23 protein-coding genes are annotated in these 23,254 nt (G+C 70.3%); 12 read left to right on the top strand and 11 right to left on the bottom strand.

All coding sequences use genetic code 11. The annotated features are described in order from the left end of the window. Positions 1 to 556 precede the first annotated feature (556 nt). From ABD327_RS32605 to ABD327_RS32595, 3 genes are all read left to right on the top strand, one after another. Positions 557 to 1,069, top strand: a complete 513-nt coding sequence (locus ABD327_RS32605) for a hypothetical protein (RefSeq protein WP_344456491.1) — start codon at positions 557 to 559, stop codon at positions 1,067 to 1,069. Between the two features lie 140 nt (positions 1,070 to 1,209). Next, positions 1,210 to 2,328, top strand: coding sequence for a PLP-dependent cysteine synthase family protein (locus ABD327_RS32600; protein ID WP_344456489.1), 1,119 nt, complete (start codon positions 1,210 to 1,212; stop codon positions 2,326 to 2,328). Continuing rightward, entirely contained in the window at positions 2,325 to 3,554 is a 1,230-nt protein-coding gene (locus ABD327_RS32595) for an MDR family MFS transporter (RefSeq protein ID WP_344456487.1), read from the top strand. The genes ABD327_RS32600 and ABD327_RS32595 overlap by 4 nt, the downstream gene beginning before the upstream one ends. Before the next feature lie 67 nt (positions 3,555 to 3,621). Here the strand turns inward: ABD327_RS32595 and ABD327_RS32590 are convergent, their stop codons facing one another. Then, positions 3,622 to 4,701: a HupE/UreJ family protein gene (locus ABD327_RS32590; RefSeq protein ID WP_344456485.1), complete on the bottom strand. Its 1,080-nt coding sequence runs from the start codon at positions 4,699 to 4,701 to the stop codon at positions 3,622 to 3,624. Between the two features lie 209 nt (positions 4,702 to 4,910). Between ABD327_RS32590 and ABD327_RS32585 the strand changes: the two genes are divergently transcribed. Further along, positions 4,911 to 5,060, top strand: a complete 150-nt coding sequence (locus tag ABD327_RS32585; RefSeq protein WP_344456483.1) for a hypothetical protein — start codon at positions 4,911 to 4,913, stop codon at positions 5,058 to 5,060. Positions 5,061 to 5,149: 89 nt separating this feature from the next. Here ABD327_RS32585 and ABD327_RS32580 read toward each other — a convergent pair whose 3' ends face one another. The 5 genes from ABD327_RS32580 to ABD327_RS32560 all read right to left on the bottom strand — a co-directional run bounded on the left by ABD327_RS32580 (position 5,150) and on the right by ABD327_RS32560 (position 8,780). Next, the gene (locus ABD327_RS32580) at positions 5,150 to 5,299 is read right to left on the bottom strand and encodes a hypothetical protein (protein ID WP_344456481.1); all 150 of its coding nucleotides are present in this window, start codon (positions 5,297 to 5,299) and stop codon (positions 5,150 to 5,152) included. Between the two features lie 152 nt (positions 5,300 to 5,451). Next, positions 5,452 to 6,858 (bottom strand): chromate efflux transporter, encoded by a 1,407-nt coding sequence (chrA, locus tag ABD327_RS32575; RefSeq protein ID WP_344456479.1) that lies wholly within the window; start codon positions 6,856 to 6,858, stop codon positions 5,452 to 5,454. A gap of 17 nt (positions 6,859 to 6,875) precedes the next feature. After that, complete coding sequence (locus tag ABD327_RS32570) at positions 6,876 to 7,307, bottom strand: chromate resistance protein ChrB domain-containing protein (protein WP_344456476.1); 432 nt, start codon at positions 7,305 to 7,307, stop codon at positions 6,876 to 6,878. Further along, entirely contained in the window at positions 7,304 to 7,801 is a 498-nt protein-coding gene (locus tag ABD327_RS32565; RefSeq protein ID WP_344456474.1) for a Chromate resistance protein ChrB, read from the bottom strand. Before ABD327_RS32565 ends, ABD327_RS32570 begins: the two co-directional genes overlap by 4 nt. 190 nt (positions 7,802 to 7,991) lie before the next feature. Next, positions 7,992 to 8,780, bottom strand: a complete 789-nt coding sequence (locus ABD327_RS32560) for a hypothetical protein (protein ID WP_344456472.1) — start codon at positions 8,778 to 8,780, stop codon at positions 7,992 to 7,994. Positions 8,781 to 8,963: 183 nt separating this feature from the next. On the opposite strand from ABD327_RS32560, the gene ABD327_RS32555 reads away from it, so the two are divergent. Beyond that, positions 8,964 to 9,242 (top strand): hypothetical protein, encoded by a 279-nt coding sequence (locus ABD327_RS32555; RefSeq protein ID WP_344456470.1) that lies wholly within the window; start codon positions 8,964 to 8,966, stop codon positions 9,240 to 9,242. Between the two features lie 257 nt (positions 9,243 to 9,499). Here ABD327_RS32555 and ABD327_RS32550 read toward each other — a convergent pair whose 3' ends face one another. From ABD327_RS32550 to ABD327_RS32530, 5 genes are read right to left on the bottom strand one after another with little or no spacing between them, the layout of a single operon-like run. Beyond that, complete coding sequence (locus ABD327_RS32550; protein WP_344456468.1) at positions 9,500 to 10,942, bottom strand: rhamnulokinase; 1,443 nt, start codon at positions 10,940 to 10,942, stop codon at positions 9,500 to 9,502. Continuing rightward, entirely contained in the window at positions 10,939 to 11,532 is a 594-nt protein-coding gene (locus ABD327_RS32545) for a LutC/YkgG family protein (RefSeq protein WP_344456466.1), read from the bottom strand. The genes ABD327_RS32550 and ABD327_RS32545 overlap by 4 nt, the downstream gene beginning before the upstream one ends. Next, positions 11,529 to 12,941 carry a lactate utilization protein B gene (locus tag ABD327_RS32540; RefSeq protein WP_344456464.1) on the bottom strand — a complete coding sequence of 471 codons (1,413 nt, stop codon included), beginning with the start codon at positions 12,939 to 12,941 and terminating at the stop codon, positions 11,529 to 11,531. Before ABD327_RS32540 ends, ABD327_RS32545 begins: the two co-directional genes overlap by 4 nt. Next, positions 12,938 to 13,666, bottom strand: a complete 729-nt coding sequence (locus ABD327_RS32535) for a (Fe-S)-binding protein (protein ID WP_344456462.1) — start codon at positions 13,664 to 13,666, stop codon at positions 12,938 to 12,940. Before ABD327_RS32535 ends, ABD327_RS32540 begins: the two co-directional genes overlap by 4 nt. Further along, positions 13,663 to 14,685, bottom strand: a complete 1,023-nt coding sequence (locus ABD327_RS32530) for a LacI family DNA-binding transcriptional regulator (protein ID WP_344456460.1) — start codon at positions 14,683 to 14,685, stop codon at positions 13,663 to 13,665. The genes ABD327_RS32535 and ABD327_RS32530 overlap by 4 nt, the downstream gene beginning before the upstream one ends. Before the next feature lie 204 nt (positions 14,686 to 14,889). Here ABD327_RS32530 and ABD327_RS32525 point away from each other — a divergent pair, with 204 nt between their 5' ends. The 7 genes from ABD327_RS32525 (at position 14,890) to ABD327_RS32495 (ending at position 23,225) form a co-directional block, all read left to right on the top strand. Next, positions 14,890 to 16,401 carry a sugar ABC transporter ATP-binding protein gene (locus tag ABD327_RS32525; RefSeq protein ID WP_344456457.1) on the top strand — a complete coding sequence of 504 codons (1,512 nt, stop codon included), beginning with the start codon at positions 14,890 to 14,892 and terminating at the stop codon, positions 16,399 to 16,401. Continuing rightward, positions 16,398 to 17,438, top strand: coding sequence for an ABC transporter permease (locus ABD327_RS32520; protein ID WP_344456455.1), 1,041 nt, complete (start codon positions 16,398 to 16,400; stop codon positions 17,436 to 17,438). The genes ABD327_RS32525 and ABD327_RS32520 overlap by 4 nt, the downstream gene beginning before the upstream one ends. Next, positions 17,428 to 18,435 (top strand): ABC transporter permease, encoded by a 1,008-nt coding sequence (locus ABD327_RS32515; protein WP_344456453.1) that lies wholly within the window; start codon positions 17,428 to 17,430, stop codon positions 18,433 to 18,435. Before ABD327_RS32520 ends, ABD327_RS32515 begins: the two co-directional genes overlap by 11 nt. Positions 18,436 to 18,486: 51 nt before the next feature. Continuing rightward, the gene (gene rhaS, locus ABD327_RS32510; protein WP_344456451.1) at positions 18,487 to 19,572 is read left to right on the top strand and encodes a rhamnose ABC transporter substrate-binding protein; all 1,086 of its coding nucleotides are present in this window, start codon (positions 18,487 to 18,489) and stop codon (positions 19,570 to 19,572) included. A 62-nt stretch (positions 19,573 to 19,634) separates the two neighbouring features. Further along, complete coding sequence (locus ABD327_RS32505) at positions 19,635 to 19,955, top strand: L-rhamnose mutarotase (protein WP_344456449.1); 321 nt, start codon at positions 19,635 to 19,637, stop codon at positions 19,953 to 19,955. A gap of 46 nt (positions 19,956 to 20,001) precedes the next feature. Further along, on the top strand, positions 20,002 to 21,159 hold the full coding sequence (rhaI, locus tag ABD327_RS32500; protein WP_344456447.1) for an L-rhamnose isomerase: 1,158 nt from the start codon (positions 20,002 to 20,004) through the stop codon (positions 21,157 to 21,159). 5 nt (positions 21,160 to 21,164) lie between these two features. Further along, positions 21,165 to 23,225 carry a bifunctional aldolase/short-chain dehydrogenase gene (locus tag ABD327_RS32495; RefSeq protein WP_344456445.1) on the top strand — a complete coding sequence of 687 codons (2,061 nt, stop codon included), beginning with the start codon at positions 21,165 to 21,167 and terminating at the stop codon, positions 23,223 to 23,225. Positions 23,226 to 23,254: the final 29 nt, after the last annotated feature.

Here is a 23,254-nt window from a genome sequence, read left to right as displayed (position 1 = left end):
GCCCTGACCTGCTACAAGAAACTCGCCAAAATCACCACGTAGGACACTGTCTAAGGCGAAAACTATGGGTGCAGCCAGGGCACATGGTCCATCGCGGCGAAAAGACAGGCGGAGGCCGGGGCCTGTCGGCATTCGCCCGGGCGGAAGAGCGCGCCTTTGCCGTGCGGCGGCTTCAACTGGCGGGGGCGGGCGCCTCTTGGTCGGGAGGGTCTGCTGGGCGGGGTGTCGGTGAGGCCGAGGTTGAGGTGTTTGACGTGGTGCAGGGCTTGGTCGGGGAGGGCGGCGACGTGGTCGTCGTGCAGGGCGTAGACGATGTGGCGGCCGTGGCGGGTGCCGGTGACCGGGCCGAGGATCAGCGGTCGCGAGGGTGTGGCGAGGGCCTGCAGGGCGGTGGCGACTTTCTGCTTCCGCCGCTCAACTCGTGCAGGACCTCTTCATCTCAGGGGATCCGTCGACGTGCTGAACACCCGGATCGCCGCACTCGACATCCTCGGTTGAAAACCATTAGAGGTCGGCTGGTCCGCATGCACGCGATCATGCCTGTTAACCTCGAATCATGACTGTCGGTAGTCGGCGTGCCACCCAAAGAGTTGATCTCTTTGGGCGGCTCGGTCTGGCTCTGCTGGCGGCGTTCGTCATCGTGCACATGGTGTCCTGCCTGCCGGGACTGCACGAGTCCACCGTGGGCGAGGGCGGCGGTCATGACGTGTCCGTGCCCGCCCACCTCGAGAACAGCGGTGCGGCCTCGAACTGTGAGTTCGACCTGGCGGAATCCCGTGGCGTCCCGGTGATGTACGAGGAGGAGCACCACCACGAGGAGCACCATCACGCCTCATGCGTGGACGTCGGGGCGCTGGGGTGGTTGGAGGGCGGCACCGCTTCGATACTCGACATGATGATCGCGATGGCGGCCGCCACGGTCTTGTTCCTGTGGTCGTGGGCAGGCCACAAGACGGCTGGTGGCGGGCGTGGGTCTCCACCGGCGGATGACCTGCCCGTGGGCTACTGGATCCGTCATCATCTGCGGGGAGCCATGCTGCCCGCCTGTCTGTGCGTCTCCCGGACGTAAATCGGCCTCTTGGCGCATGCGCCGCGTCGGCGGTCTTCCCGCCGGGCGTCCGCGCGTGCCCGTAAGCCGACTTTTCGTTCCGCTGAATTCAACGTGCTGCCTTGCGGCGCGTGTTCAGCCATGCCTCGGGGGAGCCCGTGATGGAGACGACGAAGAACGCAGTGAGCCCGCTGACCGCACCGCTCGGCGAGGATGAGAACGGCCCGAGACTGTCGGGCCTGGTAGGCCGCACCCCGGTGTTGCGGATCCCGGACCTGCTCACCGGGGAGCAGGGGTTCTGGGCCAAGCTGGAGGGATGCAACCCGGGCGGGATCAAGGACCGTCCCGCCCTTCACATGGTCACCCGCGCCCGGGAGAGAGGGGAGCTGGCGGACGGCGCGCCGATCGTCGAGTCGACCAGCGGCACCTTGGGCCTGGGGCTGGCGCTGGCGGGCCGTGTGTTCGCCCACCCGGTGGTGCTGGTGGGCGACCCGGGTCTGGAGCCGCTGCTGCGGCGCCTGCTGTGCGCCTACGGAGTGCGGCTGGAGCTGGTCGCCGAACCCCACCCCACAGGCGGTTGGCAGGAAGCCCGCCAGCGGAAGGTGGCCGAACTGCTGGCCACGCTGCCCGGCGCCTACTGCCCGGACCAGTACAACAACCCCGACAACGTCGGCGCCTACACCGGTCTGGCCGAGGAGCTGCTGGAGCAGCTCCGCCGGATCGACGTCCTGGTGTGCGCGGTGGGCACCGGCGGGCACAGCGCCGGCATCGGCCGCGCCCTGCGCCGGTACCTGCCCGACCTGCGGGTGATCGGGGTGGACTCGATCGGCTCCACGCTGTTCGGGCAACCGGCCCGCCCCCGCCTGATGCGCGGGCTGGGCTCCAGCATCCACCCCCGCAACGTCGCCTACGACCTGTTCGACGAGGTGCACTGGGTCAGCCCGGCCGAAGCGGTGTGGGCCTGCCGCCGCCTGGCCGCCGCGCAGCTGGTCAGCGGAGGCTGGAGCGTGGGCGCCGTGGCACTGGTGGCCTCCTGGGCCGCCTCCCGCATGCCCGCGGGCTCCCGCGTCGCCGCCGTCTTCCCCGACGGTCCGTGGCGGTACTGGAACACCGTCTACGACGACGGCTACTGCCTCGACAACGGTCTTCTTGGGGCGTCCGCCCCGACCGCCCCCGAGGAGATCGCCCACCCGGGGGAGCACGAGGCGACCCGCTGGACCCTCTGCCGCACTCCGATCGACCCGCTCACCTGGCTGCCCGCTCAGGAGGGGGTCCGATGAGAAGCGCCTTCGCCTCCTTCAGCCGTCCGGCCCAGGTGCTGTTCGTCAACCAGGCCGGGATCAACCTCGGCTTCTACATGCTCATGCCGTACCTGGCCGACCACCTGGCCCACGGCGCCGGACTGGCCGTCTGGCTGGTCGGCCTGATCCTGGGCGTACGCAACTTCAGCCAGCAGGGCCTGTTCCTCATCGGCGGCACGCTGGCCGACCGGCTCGGCTACAAACCCATGATCATGCTCGGCTGCGGCCTGCGCGTCCTCGGGTTCGCCCTGTTCGCCTTCTCCACCGCCGTGCCGGCTCTGATCGCGGCCTCCGCGCTCACCGGCTTCGCCGGAGCGCTGTTCAACCCGGCGGCCCGCGCCTACCTCGCCCACGCCGAGGCCGCACGCAGGGTGGAGGCGTTCGCCGTCTTCAACGTCTTCTACCAGGCCGGCATCCTGGCAGGTCCGCTCGTCGGGCTCCTGCTGCTGCAGACCGACTTCCGCGCGGTGTGCCTGAGCGCCGCGGCGGTGTTCGCGCTCCTGACCGTGCTGCAGGCCCGCTACCTGCCCGAGCGGTCCGGGGCGGAGAGCGGAACGGAGCGGCCCGTGCTGACGGACTGGAGGGAGGCCTTCACCAACCGGCCGTTCCTGCTCTTCGCCGCCGCGATGATCGCCTCCTACGGCCTGTCGTTCCAGATCTACCTCGGGCTGCCGCTGGAGGTACGCCGTCTGACCGGAGACCAGAGCTGGACGGTCGCGCTGTTCTCTCTCACCGCCTTGCTGGGCATCGTCGGCCAGATCCGTCTCACCGCCTGGTGCAAGGCCCGCTACACCCCGGGCGAGGCCATGGCACGCGGCCTGGCCCTCATGGGCGCCTCCTTCGCGCCCTTGGTCCTCGCCGACCGGCTGCCCGGCGTCCTCCAGATCGGCGCCCTGCTGGTCTGCGCGGCGCTGCTGAGCACGGGGACGATGATGGTCTTCCCTTTCGAGATGGCCACCATCGCCACCCTGTCCGGCGGGCGTCTCATCGGCACCTACTACGGCGTCTACAACCTGCTGTCAGGACTGGGCATCCTGGCCGCGAACCTGCTCACCGGCACAGCCTTGGACGTCGCCCGCCGTCTGCAGGCACCCGGCCTGCCCTGGCTGCTCCTGCTGTCCTTGGGCCTGGCATCGGCCCTCGCCCTCAGCGCGTTGGAGCGTCGAGGGCGGCTCACACCGGCAGCTGTCCAGGCTGCGGCATGAGCCGATGAACGCACTGCCTGATTGATCTCGGCGGGTACCGCGTGAGCGGTACCCGCCGAGCATGCGGTCACTGGCCTTCTGCGGGAGTGTCGGGCAGCCAGTTGTCGGTGAACTTGCGTGCGGTCTCCAGGTCGAGGTCGTCACACAGCAGTGTCTGGAAGAGGTTGAGGGCCTTGAACGCCTCCCGCTGCTCCGGGGCAGGACCGGCCACCACCCGCTCGTCGCCGGTGACGAAGGCACGCAACGCCGACAACTGGTCGGCCGGCAGGTCCGGGCGGTAGTACACCACGACGAGATGCTCACCGAGCATGCGGCCGAAGCCCTCCATCGGAGGGGTCTCCGACGGCTCGTAGAAGTCCTTCGGCAGACGCGTCCCGGCCTCGGGATACGTCTCGGTGCGGATCCGGACCTGGCAGCCGCCGAAGGCGGTGAGCTCCTCTTCCCCGGTGGCGTCGAGGACACCGAAGGACAAGAGCACCGCGGTGACCAGGCCGATTCCAGCCAGGACGCCGTGGGCGGCCTTGCGGGTGTGAGCCCATGGCACGCGGCGGCTCCACGCGCTGCCGACCCACACCATCAGCCCCAGGGCCAGTAGCTGCCCGACCTCCACCCCGATGTTGAAGACGACCGTCCGGGCCAGCCGGTCCCAGACACCTTCCGGCAGACCCGCATCCTGCAGACGCGTCGACAAGCCCAGACCATGGACCAGCCCGAACCCGACCACGCAGGCCGCGAACCAGCGCCAGTTCCGTGGTCGGCCGATCCAGCCGACCACGCCGACGAACACCAGGCTCAACACGATGACCACGTCCACCAGGAGCGGATCGAGCCGCCATCCGGCCAGAGTGGCCACGATCAGCGTGCTGCTGTGGCCGAGGGCGAACAAGGAGATCATCTGCGCGGAGCGCCGCACCGTCCCCGCCAGCAGCACCACACCGGCCACGAACAGCAGATGGTCCCAGCCGCCCAGCATGTGGAAGAGCCCCGACCAGAAGAACGACCGGACGCTCTCGCCGGTCCCGCCGACCCCGTGAGCGTAAGCCGCTGCGGGCACCACGACGATCAGGACGGCGGCCAGCAGACCCACCCCGCCCACAGCGAGCAGGCCACGACCGAAGGTCGGCACCAGGCAACCACGAATATTCATGCGACACCCTCCAGCCAAGAACGGCCGACGCCGTACTCGGTCCACACCCAACGATCCAGCATCACCAGCGGCATCCGCCGCCCCTTCCTGGAAGAAGCCGATGGCCGGGTTCCGCGTGTCCGAGGGACGGACGCGGGTACCGGACAGGTCGGCCCACAACTCGCAGGTCACCGCTGACAAAACCACCCAACAGCTCTAAGGTCAGGCGCATGATCCTCGCGGACCACAGCGCAGCCGAAGCCATCGCCCTGTTCATCCCGGCCCTGGCCATCGTCATCGTCATCGCCGGTGCCGTGATCCTCGACCGGAGGCGGGCCGCGGCCGACCCTTGCGAGAACGACGCGGACGAACGCATCTAGACGTGCCGGGCGCCCGCGAGCATGAACACCTTGTTCGCATCGAAGGGGTCAGGGGTTCGAATACGGTCGCGGCCTTGACAAGCGGGTGATCAGGTGTTGGCGAACTCGGCCAGCGCGTCCAGGTCGAGAGCACTGCACATGAGGGTCTTGGAGATGCCGACGGCCTTGATGGCCTCGGCCACGATGTAGGCGGCACTCGACAACGCCGCTGATCTTCGCAGGTCGCGGCGGCCAGGCACACGGCCACCACCGTCGCCGGACCCAGGAACCCGTGACTGCGGCCGGGGTTTCCGTCCCGACCGCCGATGGGCCCGAGTACGGGCTTGTCGTCAACGTGTCCGCCTCGGGTACCGGTGCCCGGGAAGTTCGCCGGTCTTCCTTTGTAGTGAGTTCAGGCGAGGCCCGCCAGGGCGGCGATGAGGCCGATGGCCGCGCAGATGCCGAGGGTGCGCAGCACGCTCCAGTTGAAGCGGAAGGTCAGGACCGCTGCGATCAAGGCGATGCCCACCGCCAGAGGGCGGATCGTGGCCAGGTCGGGGAGCTGGAGGTGGAGGGGACCCCAGTCGACGGCGCGGGTGGTGGTGAAGAAGGTGTGCAGGGCGAAATAGAGGGCGAGGTTGGCGATGACGCCGACGACGGCGGCGGTGATTCCGGTCAGGGCCGCCGACAGGGCGTGGTTTCCGCGCAGGCGCTCCACGTAGGGGGCGCCCAGGAAGATGAACAGGAAGCAGGGCACGAAGGTGACCCAGGTGGTGATGAGCGCGCCCAGGAAGGCCGCCGCCCACGGGTCGAGGCCCGCGGGGTCGCGGTAGGCGCCGAGGAACGCCACGAACTGCACGACCATGATCAACGGTCCGGGGGTGGTCTCGGCCAGTGCCAGGCCGCGGACCATCTCTCCCGGGGTCAGCCAGCCGTAGGTCTGGACGGCCTGCTGGGCGACGTAGGCCAGCACGGCGTAGGCACCACCGAAGGTGACCAGGGCGGTGCCGGAGAAGAACAGTCCCTGGGTGGTGAACACGCTGTTCGTGCCGGTGAAGACCGCGACGCAGACCACCGGCAGGGCCCAGACGACCACGCCGAGAAGGAGGATCTTCAAAGCGCGCCGCCAGGTCGGGGGCTCGTGATGCAGGACGTCGTCGGAGACCAATGGTGGCGGTCCATTGTCCGGGCCATGGCTCGACGCGGTGGTGAAGACCTCGGGTCGGGCGCGGGCCAGCAGCCACCCGATCAGGGCCGCCGCTGCGATGACGACGGGGAACGGCACGGCGAAGACCGCGAGCGCGGCGAAGGACGCGACGGCCAGGGCGATGAGGGCCGGGTGGGTCAGTGAGCGGCGGCCGACCCGCAGGACGGCTTGGGTGACGATGGCCAGGACCGCGGGGGCCAAGCCGGCGAACAGGCCGGTGACCAGGGTGGTGTCGCCCCAGCCGACGTACATCACCGACAATGCGAGCAGCGCGAGCACGCCGGGCAGCACGAACAGTGTTCCGGCGACCAGGCCGCCTCGGGTGCCGTTCAGCAGCCAGCCGATGTAGACGGCCAGCTGCTGGGCCTCGGGGCCGGGCAGCAGCATGCAGTAGGACAGGGCGTGGTTGAAGCGCTTCTGGCCGATCCAGCGCTTCTCCTCCACCAGAGCGCGCTGCATGACGGCGATCTGCCCGGCCGGGCCGCCGAAGGTCTGCAGGGAGATCGCGAACCAGGTGCGCACGGCCTTACCGAAGGGGACGACGTCCCGGATCGACTCCAGGCCGGCCTCGGTCGGCCGGTCGCCGTCGCGGTCATGATGGGTGGCTGCCACAGGTGATCGTCTCCCAATCAGGCGGGCTCGCGGCCGAGCAGCATCTCTCGCCGGTAGAACTCGTACAAGCCGTTGAACAGGGGTTCGGTGACGGTGAGGATCTCCTCGTCGGTAGCGACCATGGACAGGCCGCGCAGCACGACGTCCAAGCCCGCGGCCTCGGGCGCGTCGTAGCGTTCGTCGTCCAGGTCGGCCTCGTGCACGATCTGGGCGATGCGCCATAGCACCGGATCGGTGAGGTCGTAGCGGCGCAGGATGGTCTCGAAACTGCAGTCGCCGCCGTGGTGGCCCAGCTCCACCCCGCGCATGTCGAAACCCATGGCGTCCTCGGGAACCTGAGCGGGGTCGGCGACGAAGGCGAACCGGGCGTCGGGGTCGATCTCGCGGCGGATCAGCCAGGCGCAGGCGGCCCGGTCGATGTGGATGCCTTGGCGGGTGGCCCACTTCATGCCTGCTCCTGAACGTCGGCGTCTGCGGACTGGAGGGTCAGGGCTTCGACGGAGGCCTTGGCCTGGTCGCGCTCGGCCGGGGGGAAGTAGTCGCGACGGGTGATGCGCCGGAGCTCGGCGCGCAGGCGGCGCACGACCGAGGCCCGCTCGACGTCCGGTAGCCGCGAGGCGGCCAGGGCTTCCTTCTGCACAGCCGCGTACTCGGCGGCTCGGGCCTGCGCCATGGCTGAGGCCAGCCGGCGTTCCTGGGCCGGTGTGGTCGGCCGCGCCAACCACACCACCGCGCTGCCGCCGGCGTCGGTGACGTCCTCGGCGACCCATTCCAGCTGCTCACGGGTGCGGGCGTCTGCGGGCAGACCGATCACGCCGTCACCGAGCTGGGCCACGCCCAGCTGCTTGAGCTTGCGCCAGATGGCGATGCGGGGAGACGACGGCTCCCGCGGTACCCGATAGGACAGCAATACCCATTCCCCGGCCTCGTCAGGAGCACTCATCGTGTCCTCCTGAGCCGGACGGACCACCTCATGTTCATGTAACCATGGTTACATACGCTGAGGGATGGGTGGGACCACGCGGAGGTGAGGTCGGGGCATTCCCCCTTGAACGTGGACACCTTGGAGACTGGATCGTGAGGCTCAGGGGAAGAGATGTCACTGATGGTGATGAAGCACTATCCGGAGGAGTTCAAGGCCGACGCCGTATTGCGGTGCGGCCCGGTCTGCTACTTCTCGGGTGATGTCGGCGTAGCGGTGGAAGAGGGTCGGGCGGGCTTCGCCGTCTTCTCGTTCGTGCAGGGCCGCCCAGCACCGGGCGATGAGCTGCCGGGCCTGGGTGCCGGGCCAGGGCTGGGGCAGGGAGTCCGTCAGGGCCGGTGAGCCGGGCGAGGCGTGGTCGGGCGAGGCGGCTGAGGCGGTGGTAGCGGTCGGCGATCTCCTGCAAGGGCCACAGGAGCCGGGCGAGTTCGGCAGGTTCTCGGGTGTCGCCCCTGCGTAGGTCCGTCGTGGTGAGGAGGGTGAGCGCGCCGTGGGCGCCGAGGCGGTGGGCCGCTTCTTCGACGTAGGGTTCCCAGGCGTTGGCACAGACGTACAGTCCGCCCTGGACTGGGGCGCCGCCGAGGTGGACGAGCGTCTCGCGCAGGGAGTCCCGGGCCGTGCGCGCCGATTCGGGCACCGCGAAGGCGGCCAGGTGCCAGACACCGTCCCAGGGAGTGATCCCGGCGTCCTGCTGGAATGCGTGCCGGAGGAAGTCCGCGTTGGGGGCGAGGGCACGCGTGGTGTCCTCGGTCGCGCGCAGTTCCGCCTTGCGGCCTCGGCCCTCGCGGGTGAACCGGCCTTCGGCCACGAGGCGTTTGACGCACGGCCGCACCTGCTGGTCGCTCATGCCCAGGCCGTTGGCGACGGTGTACAGCTCGTCCGCTCCGACGGTGCCGTCTTCGCGGAATTCTGGGAGACCTATGGTTATCGGCGGGTGCACGAAGTACTGCGGCGGCGGGGCGAGTCGGTCAGATCCCCAGGAGATCCGCGATCTATACCGTGAGGCGCTTGAGCAGCTCGGCATAGAACCCGGCTATGAGAACGCCATCCGCCGGCAGCTCTGCGCCGTCGCCGAGGCTCTGGTGTCAGGAGACCTGACGAGCGAAGTCTCACTCTCATCATCGTGCTGCTGTTCGGTGTGGCCCCGGCCGGATCCGGCGCCGCGTCGGGCCTGCTGCAGACCACCCCGTGGCCGGGTGGCACGATGGGCCTGGCGATCTTCGTCACCGTGCTCGCGTCGGTCAGCGACCATGCCGCCGGCGGCGCCGAGCTCGCCGACGGCATCGCGAGCGCCTTCCTCGCCGCCGCGATCGCCGCGGGCCTGGCGGTGCTCGCGACGGCTGGCACCTTCCCCCGCACCAAGCCCCGCCGTCGGGAGCTGACCTGCCCGCCAGGCCGTTGACCTCTTCGCGAGTCAGTGACGAACTGATCCTGGATGCCCTCCACCACGTCCTTTGATCCGCCGCCACTGACCGCAGCGGCAAGAATCTCCCGGTGCGACACAGCCGAATTCTTCCGTGGGCCGCCCCTTCACCCGGTTGCTTCGGCGCGAGCCGCGCCGGGGCCGCCGATCCGGGCGGGGACGTGCTGGCGGGGGAAGGCCGGTGCCGCGGGAGCGGAAGCCTGGTCGACGGGATTTGGCGCTGCGTCTTCAGATGATCAATGAGGTTGGCGACCGCTGGTGCGACCGAGGCGGGCGGCGGCCTCCAGCCAGAGGGTCTCCGGGGTGGTGGGGTGGTAGTGCGCGAGGGGCTGGGTCTCGGCGATGAGTGCGCGCAGGGCGGGCAGGTCGGGGAGCAGGCCGAGGGCGCGGGCCTGCATGCCGATGTTGCCGAGGGCCGTGGCCTCGGCCGGGCCGGCGATGACGGGCAGGCCGGTGGCGTCGGCGGTGAGCTGGCACAGCAGGGCGTTGCGGGAGCCGCCGCCGACCAGATGGACGGTGTCGATGCGGTGGCCTGAGAGCTCGGCGGCCTCGCGCAGTACCGCGCGGTGGGCGAGGGCGAGGCTGTCCATGATGCAGCGGATGGTCTCGGCTCGGGTGCCGGGCGCGGCCTGGCCGGTCCGTGAGCAGTAGGCCGTGATCCGGGAGGGCATGTCGCCGGGCGGCATGAAGGACGGGTCGTTGGGGTCGATGACGCTGCGGAGGCCGGGCGCCTCGGCGGCGGCCGCCAGCAGCGCGGGCAGCTCGGACGAGGGCATGCCCCAGGTGCGCATGGACTCCGAGACGAGCCACATGCCCATGACGTTGCGCAGGTACCGGACCGTCCCGTCCACGCCCGCCTCGTTGGTGAAGTTCGCCGTCCGGCTCTCCTCGGTGAGGATCGGCGCAGGCAGTTCCACTCCGGCCAGGGACCAGGTGCCACAGGAGATGTAGGCGAAGTTCCCGCCGGTCGCGGGCACCGCCGCGACGGCCGATGCGGTGTCGTGGGAGGCGACCGCGGTCAGCGGCACCCCGAGCAACCCGGTGGACGACCCGAGGAAGCCGGACGGTGTGCCCGGCTGTCGCAAGGGCGGCAGGATCTCGCCGGGCAGACCCAACGCGCCGATCACTTCGGCCGACCACGTGCCGGAACTCGCGTCGTACAGGCCGGTGGTGGAGGCGTTGGTGGATTCCGCGCCGCGTTCGCCCGTCAGCCAGTAGGCGAGCAGGTCCGGGATGAGCAGCAGGGTTTCCGCACGGTCCAGGAAACGCTCGGCGGCGAGTTGGTAGAGGGTGTTGAACGGCAGGAACTGCAGCCCGTTCACCGCGTACAGGCGTTCGGGGGAGATCTTGGCGTGCACGTCGTCGATGACGGCTTCGGTGCGGTCGTCGCGGTAGTGGGCGGGGTTGCCCAATAGCGCGCCGGAGGCGTCCAGGAGGCCGTAGTCGACGGCCCAGCTGTCGATGCCGACGGACGCCAGACCGGAACCGGCCGCGCGCAGCCCCTCCAGCACGTCCTGGTACAGCGAGAGGATGTTCCAGTGGAGGGTTCCGGCGACCTCGACGGGCCGGTTGGGGAAGCGGTGGACCTCGGTGAGGTCGATCAGCCCGTCGCCGACCCGGGCGGTGATGACGCGTCCGCTGGTCGCGCCCAAGTCGACGGCGGCGATGCGCGCGGTCATAGGAGGAACACCTCCAGGGTGCGGGGGCCGTGGACGCCTTCCACGCGGGACAGTTCGATGTCGCTGGTCGCGGAGGGGCCCGAGATGAAGGTGAGCGGCCGGGTGATGTCCAGCCGTCCGATCCCGTCGGGGACGTCGGCGACGATCTGGTCGGCTCGCACGACGACGAGATGGTGGTCGGGTACGAGAGTGAGCGCGCGCCGTCCCTGCGCGGGGCCGTGGTCCAGCACGATGGTGCCGGTCTCGGCGATGCCGACGGCGCAGCCGGTGACGGTGCCGCAGACCCGCTCCAGATCGGCGTCCGCGCCGACGCGCCGGGACGGCTCGATCGCACCGACCCAGGCGTCCGGGACGCCCTCGGGCACGACGTAGGGACCGGGACGCAGCGCGGCGGCGAGGGCCGCGGGCAGGTCGGCCTCGGTCACCCGGTGCACGACCGCGCGGTAGTGCGCGACCCGCTCGGCGAACAGATCCACGAGGTCGTCGGCGTGGTGGCGCTCCAGGTAGCCGCGGTGCAGCAGGCGGTACTCGGCCTCCGGGTCGCCCTCGGGTCCGCCGAGCCGGTCGAGAATGGCGTCGCGTGCGCTCATGAGGCGCCTCCGGAGCTCTCGCCGTGGGTGCGTTTCCACCATGCGCGGAACGATTCCGCGGGCAGGGCGGGCAGATCGCGGGTGTCGGCCCACGCACGCGGGAACCGCAGGCGCGGCGTGAGGAAGCGGGCTTTGCTCGCGATGGTCTGGCCGAGTGCGAGCCGGGCGGGGGAGCGCAGCCCCCAGGCGGCGGCGTTCATGACGGTCTTCTCCGGGAGCTTCTTGGCGGCCTTGGCCCGCAGGTGCACCAGCACCTCAGGGATGTCGATGCCGACCGGGCACACCTCGTAGCAGGCGCCGCACAGCGACGACGCGAAGGGCAGCGAGGCGTCGACCTCGGAGCCGATGCCCCGGATCTGCGGCGAGAGGATCGCGCCGATCGGGCCCGGGTAGGGGGACCCGTAAGCGTGGCCGCCCGCCCGCGCGTAGACCGGGCAGACGTTGAGGCAGGCCGAGCAGCGGATGCAGCGCAGCGCCTGGCGGCCCACTTCCTCGTCGCGGATGCCGGTGCGCCCGTTGTCGAGGAGGATGAGGTGGAAGTTCTGCGGTCCGTCGCCGGGTGTCACCCCCGTCCACGCCGACGTGTAGGGGTTCATCCGCTCGGCAGTGGAGGAGCGCGGCAGGAGTTGGAGGAAGACCTCCAGGTCCCGGGCGGTCGGCAGGAGCTTCTCGATGCCCATGACGGTGATCAGGGTCTCCGGCAGAGTCAGGCACATGCGTCCGTTGCCCTCGGACTCGACCACCAGGACGGTGCCGGTCTCGGCGATCGCGAAGTTGGCGCCCGAGACGGCCACCTTCGCCGTCAGGAACTTCGCGCGCAGATGGCGGCGGGCCGCCTCGGCGAGGTCGGCGGGCTCATCCGTGAGGTGCTCGGGCGCCGACGGCATCCGGTGGGCGAACAGGTCGCGGATCTCCGCCCGGTTCTTGTGGATGGCCGGGACGAGGATGTGCGAGGGCCGGTCGTCGGCGAGCTGCACGATCAGCTCGGCGAGGTCGGTCTCCAGAGCGGTGATCCCGTGCTCGGCGAGGGCTTCGTTGAGCCCGATCTCCTGTGTCGCCATCGACTTGACCTTGACGACCTCGGTCTCGCCGGTCTCTTCGACCAGGCGGGCCACGATCGTGTTGGCTTCGTCGGCGTCGCGCGCCCAGTGCACCATGCCTCCGGCCGCGGTGACCTTCTCCTCCAGCATGCGGAGGTAGTGGCCGAGGTGCTCCAGGGTGTGGTCCTTGATGCGGCGGCCGGCGTCGCGCAGTTCCGCCCAGTCGTCCAGCTCGGCGACCGCCGCCGCGCGCCGCTCGCGGATGGTGCCGGTGGCGTGGGCGAGGTTGCTGCGCAGCCGGGTGTCGGCGACGGCTGCGCGGGCGGCCTTCGGGAAGGAGGGCATACCCAGGTATGTCGGCATCGTCATGAGGTGCTCGCAAGGATCTCGGCCAGGTGCATCGCCCGCACGCCCGACCGCTGACGCGAAAGGGCGCCGCCGATGTGCATCAGGCAGGAGTTGTCGGCCGCGCACAGCACCTCGGCCCCGGTCGTCTTCACCGAGGCGACCTTGTCCGCGCACATCGCCGCCGAGACGTCGGAGTTCTTCAACGCGAACGTCCCGCCGAAGCCGCAGCACTCGGCGGCGTCCGGCAGGTCCACCAGGTCGATCCCGCGCACCTGGCGCAGCAGCCGCAGCGGCCGGTCGCCGATCTTCAGCATCCGCACCGAATGGCACGTCGGGTGGTAGGTGACGCGGTGCGGGAAGACGGCGCCGACGTCGGTGACGCCCAGCACGTCCACCAGCAGCTCCGACAGCTCGTACACGCGCGGCGCCAGCTCCTCGGCGCGCCGGGCGAGCCCGGGACGCCCCTGGCGGGCGGCGAGCTTGGCGTGCCAGTCGCGGACCATGGCCGCGCACGACCCGGACGGGGCGACGACCGCCTCGTAGTCGGAGAACGTGCGGGTGAACGACTCCACCATCGGCAGGGCCTGCTCGGGATAGCCGGTGTTGAGGTGCATCTGCCCGCAGCACGTCTGGGCCTCGGGGAAGACGACCTGGTGGCCGAGCCGTTCCAGCAGCGAGACGACGGCCCTGCCCGTTCCGGGGAAGAGCGTGTCGTTCACGCAGGTGATGAAAAGTGCGATCTTCACGGTGCCGTCGATTCCCGGATGACGAGTTCCGGCTGGAACATGATCTGCTGGTGGGCGTGCCCGTCGGGGTCCTCGCACTCCTCGAGCAGCAGCTCCGCGGAGATCCTGCCGAGCCGGTAGGTGGGCTGCCGGACGGAGCTGAGCGGGACCGCCGAGGCGGTGGTGTACTCGATGTCGTCGTAGCCGATGAGCCTCACCCGCTCGGGCACCCGCACTCCCTGCTGGAGCAGGGCCCGCAGGACCCCCATCGCCAGCAGGTCGTTGGCGCAGAAGACGGCGTCGGGCAGCTCGCCGAGCAGCTGCCAGGCGGCCTCCTGGCCCGCGCGGGGCGTCATTTCGGGGACGATCACGTGCCTCAGCGTTCCCGTTCCCGCCGCTTCCAGTGCTTTCAGCGCGCCGGCGTGCCGGTCGGCGCACTGCCGGATGCTCATCGGGCCCGACACGTAGGCGATGTCGCGGGCACCGGTGTCCAGCAGGTGCGAGACGGCGAGGTGCCCGCCCGAGACGTCGTCGACGGTGACCGAGCACTGGTGCGGGCGGGTCGCGGGATGGTCGAGCATGACCGCGTTGACGCCGCGCTCGCGCAGCAGCGCCAGCCGGTCGGGCCCCTGATCGACGGGGGTGACGAGCACGCCGCGCACCTGCTGCTCGGCGAGCATGCGCAGGTTGCGCTCCTCGCGTTCGGCCGAGGTGGCCGAGCTGCACAGGATCACCGCGTAGCCGCGCTCGCTCATCACGTCCTCGACGCCGCGGGCGAGGTCGGTGAAGAAGGGGTTGCCGAGGTCGAGCACCATCAGCCCGACGGTGCGGCCCTGGCCGGCGCGGAGGCTGGAGGCGGAGCCGTTGCGGACGAAGCCGAGCTCCCGGATGGCGGCCTCGACCCGGGCGCGCGTGGTGTCGGCGACCCGTTCGGGCCGGTTGAGGACGTTCGACACGGTGCCGGGGGAGACTCCCGCGTGCGCGGCGACCTCCTTGATGCCCACGGCGCCGCCCCGGGATCCGGTCTGCGGTGTGCTCATGGACGTCCTTGTACTGGATGGGGGCGCTTTTCGGGGGGAAGCTTCGCATACTCTCGCTGCCGAATTAAAACGTGTCAAGTCCTGAATATTGCCCTCCACCTGGTCTTGACGAGTGAGTCCAGACACATCTACGGTTCCAGCGTTCACATAGCTTTAAAACGTTTTTTACCGGAAGAACCGGCAGATGAGATCAGGAGGCGGCAGGTGAGCGAACCGACACCGGTGCTGGCGCTGGTCGACGTGAGCAAGTCCTTCGGCGCGGTCCGCGCGCTCAGGGGGGTGCGCCTCGAGCTGTACGCGGGCGAGGTACACGCCCTCGCCGGCGAGAACGGCGCGGGCAAGTCGACGCTCGTCAAGACCTTCGCCGGCGTGCACCGCCCGGACGGCGGACAGATCCTGCTCGGCGGTGAGCCGGTCGTCTTCAACAGCCCGGCGGACGCGCAGGGTGCGGGCGTCGCGGTGATCTACCAGGAGCCCACGCTCTTCCCCGACCTGTCGGTGGCGGAGAACATCTTCATGGGCCGCCAGCCGCGCGGCGCGCTCGGCCGGATCGACCGGGCCGCGATGCACGCCGGGGCGGCCGAGCTGTTCGAGCGGCTGGGCGTCCCCATGGACCCGCGCCGGCCCGCCCGCGGCCTGTCCATCGCCGACCAGCAGGTCGTCGAGATCGCCAAGGCGATCTCCCGCGACGCCAAGGTGCTGATCATGGACGAGCCGACCGCGGCGCTGACCGGCCAGGAGACCGCCCGGCTGTTCTCGGTGGTCAAGGCGCTGCGCGAGCAGGGCTGCGCGCTGCTGTTCATCTCGCACCGCCTCGAGGAGATCTTCGAGCTGTGCCAGCGGGTCACCACCCTGCGGGACGGCCAGTGGATCGCCAGCGAGACGCTCGAGGGGCTCACCCCCGACGACCTCGTCACCCGGATGGTCGGCCGCGAACTCGACGAGCTCTACCCCAAGCAGGACGTCGAGCCCGGCGAGGTGGCGCTGAAGGTCTCCCGGCTCACCCGCGAGGCGGCCTTCACCGACGTCTCCTTCGAGGTGCGGCGCGGCGAGATCGTCGCGCTGGCCGGGCTGGTCGGCGCCGGGCGCAGCGAGGTCGCCCGCGCGATCTTCGGTGTCGACCGCTGGGACGCCGGCTCGGTCGAGGTGGACGGCAGGCCGCTCAAGGCCGCCAGCCCCACCGGCGCGATGGCCGCGGGGCTGGCGCTGGTGCCCGAGGACCGCCGCCAGCAGGGCCTGGTGATGGAGATGTCCATCGAGCGCAACATGGGCCTGACCCGGCTGCGCGCCCTCAGCCGCGGCCCCCTGATCTCCCGCGCCGCCGAGCGCGCCAACGCCGCGGACTGGGCCGTGCGGCTCCAGCTCAAGTACGCCAAGGCCGGCGACGCCGTGGGCGTGCTGTCCGGCGGCAACCAGCAGAAGGTCGTGCTCGCCAAGTGGCTGGCCACCGAGCCGTCCGTCCTGATCGTGGACGAGCCCACCCGCGGCATCGACGTCGGCACCAAGGCCGAGGTGCACCGCCTCCTCTCGGAGCTGGCCGCCGGGGGCCTGGCCGTCCTCATGATCTCCTCCGACCTGCCCGAGGTGATCGGCATGGCCGACCGCGTGCTGGTCATGCACGAGGGGCGGATCACCGCCGAGATCCCCCGGGAGCGGGCCACCGAGGAGTCGGTGATGAGCGCCGCCACCGGACAGCACAGAAAGGAAGCGGCATGACGACCCTCATGTCGGCGCCACCCGCGCAGAAGGCGCCGAAGGCCGAGGGCGGCCTGCTGGACCTGGTGCTGCGCGCCCGGGAGCTGAGCATCCTGGGAGCCCTGGTCGTCCTGGTGGCGGTCACCGCGATCGTCAACCCGCGCTTCCTGTACGCGCAGGGCGTCGAGGACATCTTCCTCAACGCCTCGATCCTGGTGCTGCTGGCAGTCGGGCAGACGCTCGTCGTCATCACCCGCAACATCGACCTGTCGGTCGGCTCGGTCGTCGGGCTCGTCGCCTTCATCACCGGCAAGTACGTCTCCGGCGACGATCGCAGCGTGGTCATGGCGATCCTCATCGGCCTGGCGGTCGGCGCGTTGTGCGGCCTGGTCAACGGCCTGCTCGTCAGCTTCTGCGGGGTGCCGGCGCTGGTCGTCACCCTCGGCACCCTGTACGTGATCCAGGGGATCGGCTACTACATCGCGCAGGGCGACCAGATCAACGCCGCGGACGTCCCGCAGTCCCTGCTCGACCTGGGCAGCGGCGGCGTGCTCGGCTTGCCCTACCTGCCGCTGATCGCGGTGCTGGTGATGGCCGCCGTCGGCTACTACCTGCGGGCCTACCCTTCGGGCCGGGAGTTCTACGCCATCGGCTCCAGCCCCGAGGCCGCGCGCCTGGCGGGCGTCCCGATCCGCCGCCGCGTCCTGACCGCCTACGTCGTCAGCGGCCTGCTCGCGGGCCTGGCCGGCGTGCTGTGGCTGGCCCGCTTCGGCACCGTCGTGGCCGACGCCGCGGGCGGCTGGGAGCTGAAGGTCGTCAGCGCGGTCGTCGTCGGCGGCGTCGCGATCGTCGGCGGCGTCGGCACGGTCTACGGCGCGGCGCTCGGCGCCCTGCTGCTCACCACGATCGGCAGTGTGCTGGTCGTCCTGAAGGTCAACTCGTTCTGGCAGGACGCCCTGACCGGCCTGCTGCTCCTGCTGGCGATCAGCGTGGACCGGCTGCTGGCCCTGCGGATGGACCGGGTACTGCGCAAAAGGAGCGCCCACCATGTCTCTTAAAACCAGTACGGATCTTAACCCGGGCAACGCGCTGGGCCGCTTCGTCCGCTGGGACGTACTGGTCACCGCCCTGCTCATCGCGGTCTTCCTCGGCGGCGCCGGGATGAACCCCGACTTCGCCAACACCGGCAACCTCTCCTTCGCCCTGGGCGACCTGGGCGAGATCGCGCTCATCGCGCTGCCGATGACCCTGCTGGTGGTCTGCGGCGAGGTGGACCTGTCGGTCGCCTCGGTGCTGGGCCTGGCCAGCGCGCTGACCGGCTCGCTGTGGAACGCCGGCTGGGCGTTCGAGACGATCGTCCCCGTCGTCCTGGTCGTCGGCCTGGTCTGCGGTCTGATCAACGGCCTGCTGGTGACGAGGCTGGGGCTGCCGTCCCTGGCCGTCACGATCGGAACGCTCACCCTCTACCGGGGGCTGGCCTACGTGGTGCTCGGCACCGAGGCCGTCTCCCAGTTCCCCCAGCAGTATGCCGAGCTGACCGTCTCCAACGTGCCCGGCACGCCCATCCCGTATCCGGTCGCCCTCTTCGTGGTGCTGGCCGTCGCGACCGCGCTGCTGCTGCACGCCACCGGTCTCGGCCGCTCCCTCTTCGCGATCGGCAGTTCCGAGGAGGCCGCCTTCTTCGCGGGCGTCCGGGTCAAGCGCATCAAGCTCCTGCTGTTCGTGGTCGCCGGGGTGATCTCCGCCTTCGCCGGCATCGTCTTCACCCTGCGCTACGGCAGCGCCCGCGCCGACAACGGCATGGGGCTGGAGCTGACCGTCATCGCCTCCGTCCTGCTGGGCGGCGTCGACTTCGACGGCGGCAAGGGCACCCTCGGCGGCGTGATCGCCGGCGTGCTGCTCATCGGGGTGCTGCGCAACCTGCTCATGCTCGACGACGTCTCGACCGAGATCCAGGCGATCGTCACCGGCCTCCTGCTCATCGTCTCGGTGCTCACCCCCCGGCTGACCGCGGTCGTCCGGGAGGCCAGAGCCCGAAGGCGGGTGCCCGTCTGAGGGCACGCCCTTCTCCCCTCCAACCCCCTCCACCCCGGAAGGTCATCGAACATGTCCGTTCGTCTCCCCAGCGTGAGATCCGCGCTGTCGCTCGCCACCGCGAGCGTCCTGGCACTGAGCCTCGCCGCCTGCGGCGGCACCACCAAGGAGTCCGCCGAGAACAACAACGGCTCCAACTCCGGCTCCAAGGCGACCGCGAACCCGAACGCCCCGATCAAGGAGGGCCTGAAGCTCGCCTTCCTGCCCAAGCAGATCAACAACCCCTACAGCACGATCGTCAATAAATCGGGCATCGAGGCGGCCAAGGAGTTCAAGGGCGAGGCCAAGGAGGTCGGCCCGTCCGACGCCTCCGCCTCCTCCCAGGTCTCCTACATCAACACCCTGGTCCAGCAGGGCCACGACGCCATCCTCATCGCGGCCAACGACCCCAACGCCGTCTGCGGCCCGCTCAACCAGGCCCGCTCGCGCAACATCAAGATCGTCGCCTACGACTCCGACACCGACAAGAGCTGCCGCGACATCTTCATCAACCAGGCCAGCTCCGAGGAGATCGGCCGCAGCCAGGTCAAGCTGCTGTCCGACCAGATCGGCGGCGAGGGCGAGATCGCGATCCTGTCGGCGACCGCCAACGCCACCAACCAGAACACCTGGATCGAGTTCATGAAGGACGAGCTGAAGAAACCGGAGTACTCCGGCATGAAGCTCGTCAAGGTCGCCTACGGTGACGACGACGACCAGAAGTCCTTCCAGCAGACCCAGGGCCTGCTGCAGGCGTACCCGAACCTCAAGGGGATCATCTCCCCGACCACGGTCGGCATCGCCGCCGCGGCCCGGTACATCTCCAGCTCCCAGTACAAGGGCAAGGTCGTCGTGACCGGCCTGGGCACCCCGAACCAGATGCGCAAGTTCGTCAAGGACGGCACCGTCGCGCAGTTCGCGCTGTGGAACCCCGAGGACCTGGGCTACCTGGCCTCCTACGCCGCCGCCGCGCTGTCCTCCGGCCAGATCACCGGCGCCGAGGGCGAGAAGTTCACCGCCGGCCGCCTCGGCGAGCGGACCATCGGCGCCGACGGCGAGGTCATCCTCGGCCCGCCCTTCACCTTCGACAAGGGCAACATCGACGACTTCGACTTCTGATCCGTCCGGACCCTCCTCGGACGGGGAGGAGGGTCCGGCACCCCACCACCGGAGGACCTCCCATGCGCCGACGCGTCTGCTTCCTGCTGAAGGTGCGCGAGGACAAGCGAGCCGAGTACACCGAGCGCCACGCGGAGGTGTGGCCGGACATGCTCGCCGCCCTGCGCGACACCGGCTGGCACAACTACTCGCTCTTCCTGCGCGACGATGGGCTGCTCGTCGGCTACCTGGAGACCGACGACTTCCAGGCGGCCCTGGACGGCATGGCCCGCACCGAGGTCAACGCCCGCTGGCAGGCCGCGATGGCCCCCTACTTCGAAGACCTGGACGGCAACCCCGACGAAGGCATGCGCCCCCTCACCGAGGTCTTCCATCTCGACTGAACGACTCCACCGCTTGAGACCGCCCACCGACACGGGAAACGTGATCATGACTGACATCTCGGCCGGGCTGAACGCCCTGGCCATCGAGACACCCTCCTGGGCCTACGGCAACTCCGGGACCCGGTTCAAGGTGTTCGCCCAGGAGGGAGTGCCGAGAGACCCCTTCGAGAAGCTCGCCGACGCCGCGCAGGTCCACGCCTTCACCGGGGCGGCCCCGACGGTCGCGCTGCACATCCCCTGGGACAGGGTGGAGGACTACGCCGGGCTCGCCGCGTACGCCGAGGAGCGGGGCGTCACGCTAGGGACGATCAACGCCAACGTCTTCCAGGACGACGACTACATGCTCGGCTCGGTCACCAACCCCGACCCGCGGGTCCGGCGCAAGGCGACCGACCACCTGCTGGAGTGCGTCGACATCATGGACGCCACCGGCTCTCGCGACCTCAAGCTGTGGTTCTCCGACGGCACCAACTACCCCGGCCAGGACGACATCCGCGCCCGGCAGGAGCGCCTCGCCGAGGCACTCCAGGAGGTCTACGCCCGCCTCGGCGACGACCAGCGCATGCTGCTGGAGTACAAGTTCTTCGAGCCGGCGTTCTACACCACCGACGTGCCGGACTGGGGCACCTCGCTGCTGCACTGCCTCGCCCTCGGCCCCAAGGCCGTGGTCTGCGTCGACACCGGCCACCACGCGCCGGGCACGAACATCGAGTTCATCGTCGCCCAGCTGCTGCGCGTCGGCCGCCTCGGCGCCTTCGACTTCAATTCCCGGTTCTACGCCGACGACGACCTCATGGTCGGCGCGGCCGACCCGTTCCAGCTCTTCCGGATCATGCACGAGGTGGTCCGCGGCGGCGGCCTCGACGCCGACTCCGAAGTCGCCTTCATGCTCGACCAGTGCCACAACATCGAGCCGAAGATCCAGGGCCAGATCCGGTCCGTCATGAACGTCCAGGAGGCCACCGCCAAGGCACTCCTGATCGACACCGCGGCGCTGAAGGCCGCGCAGGACTCCGGCGACGTGCTCGGCGCGAACGCCGTCCTGATGGACGCCTACAACACCGATGTCCGCCCGCTGCTCGCCGAGTGGCGCGAGGCCAAGGGCCTGGCGGGCGACCCGATCGCCGCCTACAAGGCGTCCGGGTACCTCGAGAAGATCTCCGCCGAGCGTGTCGGCGGCAACCAGGCCGGCTGGGGGGCCTGATTCTGATGAGCGATGCTGTGAACACCGTTGTGCAGGACCTGCTGAACCGTTGTCACGAGCTGGGCGCCGACCCGCGTAACACCAACTACGCGGGAGGGAACGCCTCCGCCAAGGGCGTCGAGACCGACCCGGTCACCGGCGAACCCGTCGACCTCATGTGGGTCAAGGGCTCCGGCGGCGACCTGGGCACCCTGAAGGCGTCGGGCCTGGCCGTCCTGCGGCTGGACCGGCTGCGCGCCCTGGTGAACGTGTACCCGGGCGTCGAACGCGAGGACGAGATGGTCGCCGCGTTCGACTTCTGCGCGCACGGCAAGGGCGGCGCCGCGCCGTCGATCGACACGGCCATGCACGGCCTGGTCGAGGCGGCGCACGTGGACCACCTCCACCCGGACAGCGGCATCGCGATCGCGACCGCCGAGGACGGGGAGGAACTCACCCGGAGGATCTTCGGGGACAGGGTGGCGTGGGTGCCGTGGCGGCGCCCTGGATTCCAGTTGGGCCTCGATATCGCTGCCATCGCTGCCGCCAACCCGCAGGCGATCGGCGTGATCCTGGGCGGCCACGGCATCACCGCGTGGGGAGAGACCTCCGAGGAGTGCCAGGCCAACTCGCTGGAGATGATCCGCACGGCCGAGGCGTTCCTCGCCGAGCACGGGCGTCCGGAGCCGTTCGGGCCGGTGATCCCCGGCCACGAGCCGCTGCCGGAGGCCGAGCGCCGTGCCCGCGCCGCCGAGCTGTTCCCGCTGATCCGCGGGCTCGCCTCGACGGACAAGCCGCAGGTCGGCCACTTCACCGACAGTGACGCCGTGCTGGACTTCGTCTCCCGCGCCGAGCACCCGCGCCTGGCCGCGCTGGGCACGTCCTGCCCGGACCACTTCCTGCGCACCAAGGTCTCGCCGCTCGTCCTGGACCTGGCTCCCGGCGCCCCGCTGGAGGAGGTCAAGGCCCGGCTGAAGGAACTCCACGCCGCCTACCGCGAGGACTACGCCGCCTACTACGGCCGCCACGCCACACCGGAGTCCCCGGCGATGCGCGGCGCGGACCCGGCGATCGTGCTGGTGCCGGGCATCGGCATGTTCTCCTTCGGCGCGAACAAGCAGACCGCGCGCGTCGCGGGCGAGTTCTACGTCAACGCGATCAACGTGATGCGCGGCGCCGAGTCGGTGTCGAGGTACGCGCCGATCGAGGAGTCGGAGAAGTTCCGCATCGAGTACTGGTCGCTGGAGGAGGCCAAGCTCCAGCGCATGCCCAAGCCCAAGCCGCTCGCCACCCGCGTGGCGTTCGTGACGGGCGGCGGTTCGGGCATCGGCGCGGCCACCGTCCGCCGCCTGGCCTCCGAGGGCGCGTGCGTCGTCGTCGCCGACCGCGACCTGGCCGCCGCGGAGAAGGTCGCGGCCGAGCTCGGGGCGAACGCGCTGCGCGCCTCCGACGTGGCGATCGCGGTGGCCGCCGACGTCACCAGCGAGGACGAGATCAAGGCGGCGCTGGCCGCGGCGGTCCTCGCCTTCGGCGGCGTCGACCTGGTGGTCAACAACGCCGGCCTGTCGCTGTCCAAGCCGCTGCTGGAGACCACGGTCGCCGACTGGGACCTGCAGCACGACGTCATGGCGCGCGGCTCGTTCCTGGTCTCCCGCGAGGCCGCCCGCATCATGATCGAGCAGGCGATGGGCGGCGACGTCATCTACATCTCCTCCAAGAACTCGATCTTCGCGGGCCCGAACAACATCGCCTACAGCGCGACCAAGGCCGACCAGGCCCACCAGGTCCGCCTGCTCGCGGCCGAGCTCGGCGAGCACGGTGTCCGCGTCAACGGCATCAACCCCGACGGGGTCGTCCGCGGCTCCGGCATCTTCGCCTCCGGCTGGGGCGCCAACCGCGCCGCCGTCTACGGCGTCGAGGAGGAGAAGCTCGGAGAGTTCTACGCCCAGCGCACCCTCCTCAAGCGCGAGGTCCTGCCCGAGCACGTCGCCAACGCCGTCTTCGCCCTCACCGGCGGGGACCTGACCCACACCACCGGCCTCCACATCCCCGTGGACGCCGGCGTCGCCGCGGCCTTCCTGCGCTGACACCCACCGCCCGGGCCGCTCCGGCCGCG

Source organism: Actinocorallia aurantiaca (assembly GCF_039533685.1).
Lineage (GTDB): Bacteria > Actinomycetota > Actinomycetes > Streptosporangiales > Streptosporangiaceae > Actinocorallia > Actinocorallia aurantiaca.
Note: the sequence above shows the minus strand (reverse complement) of the source record. Positions and strands in the feature narration are given on the sequence as shown.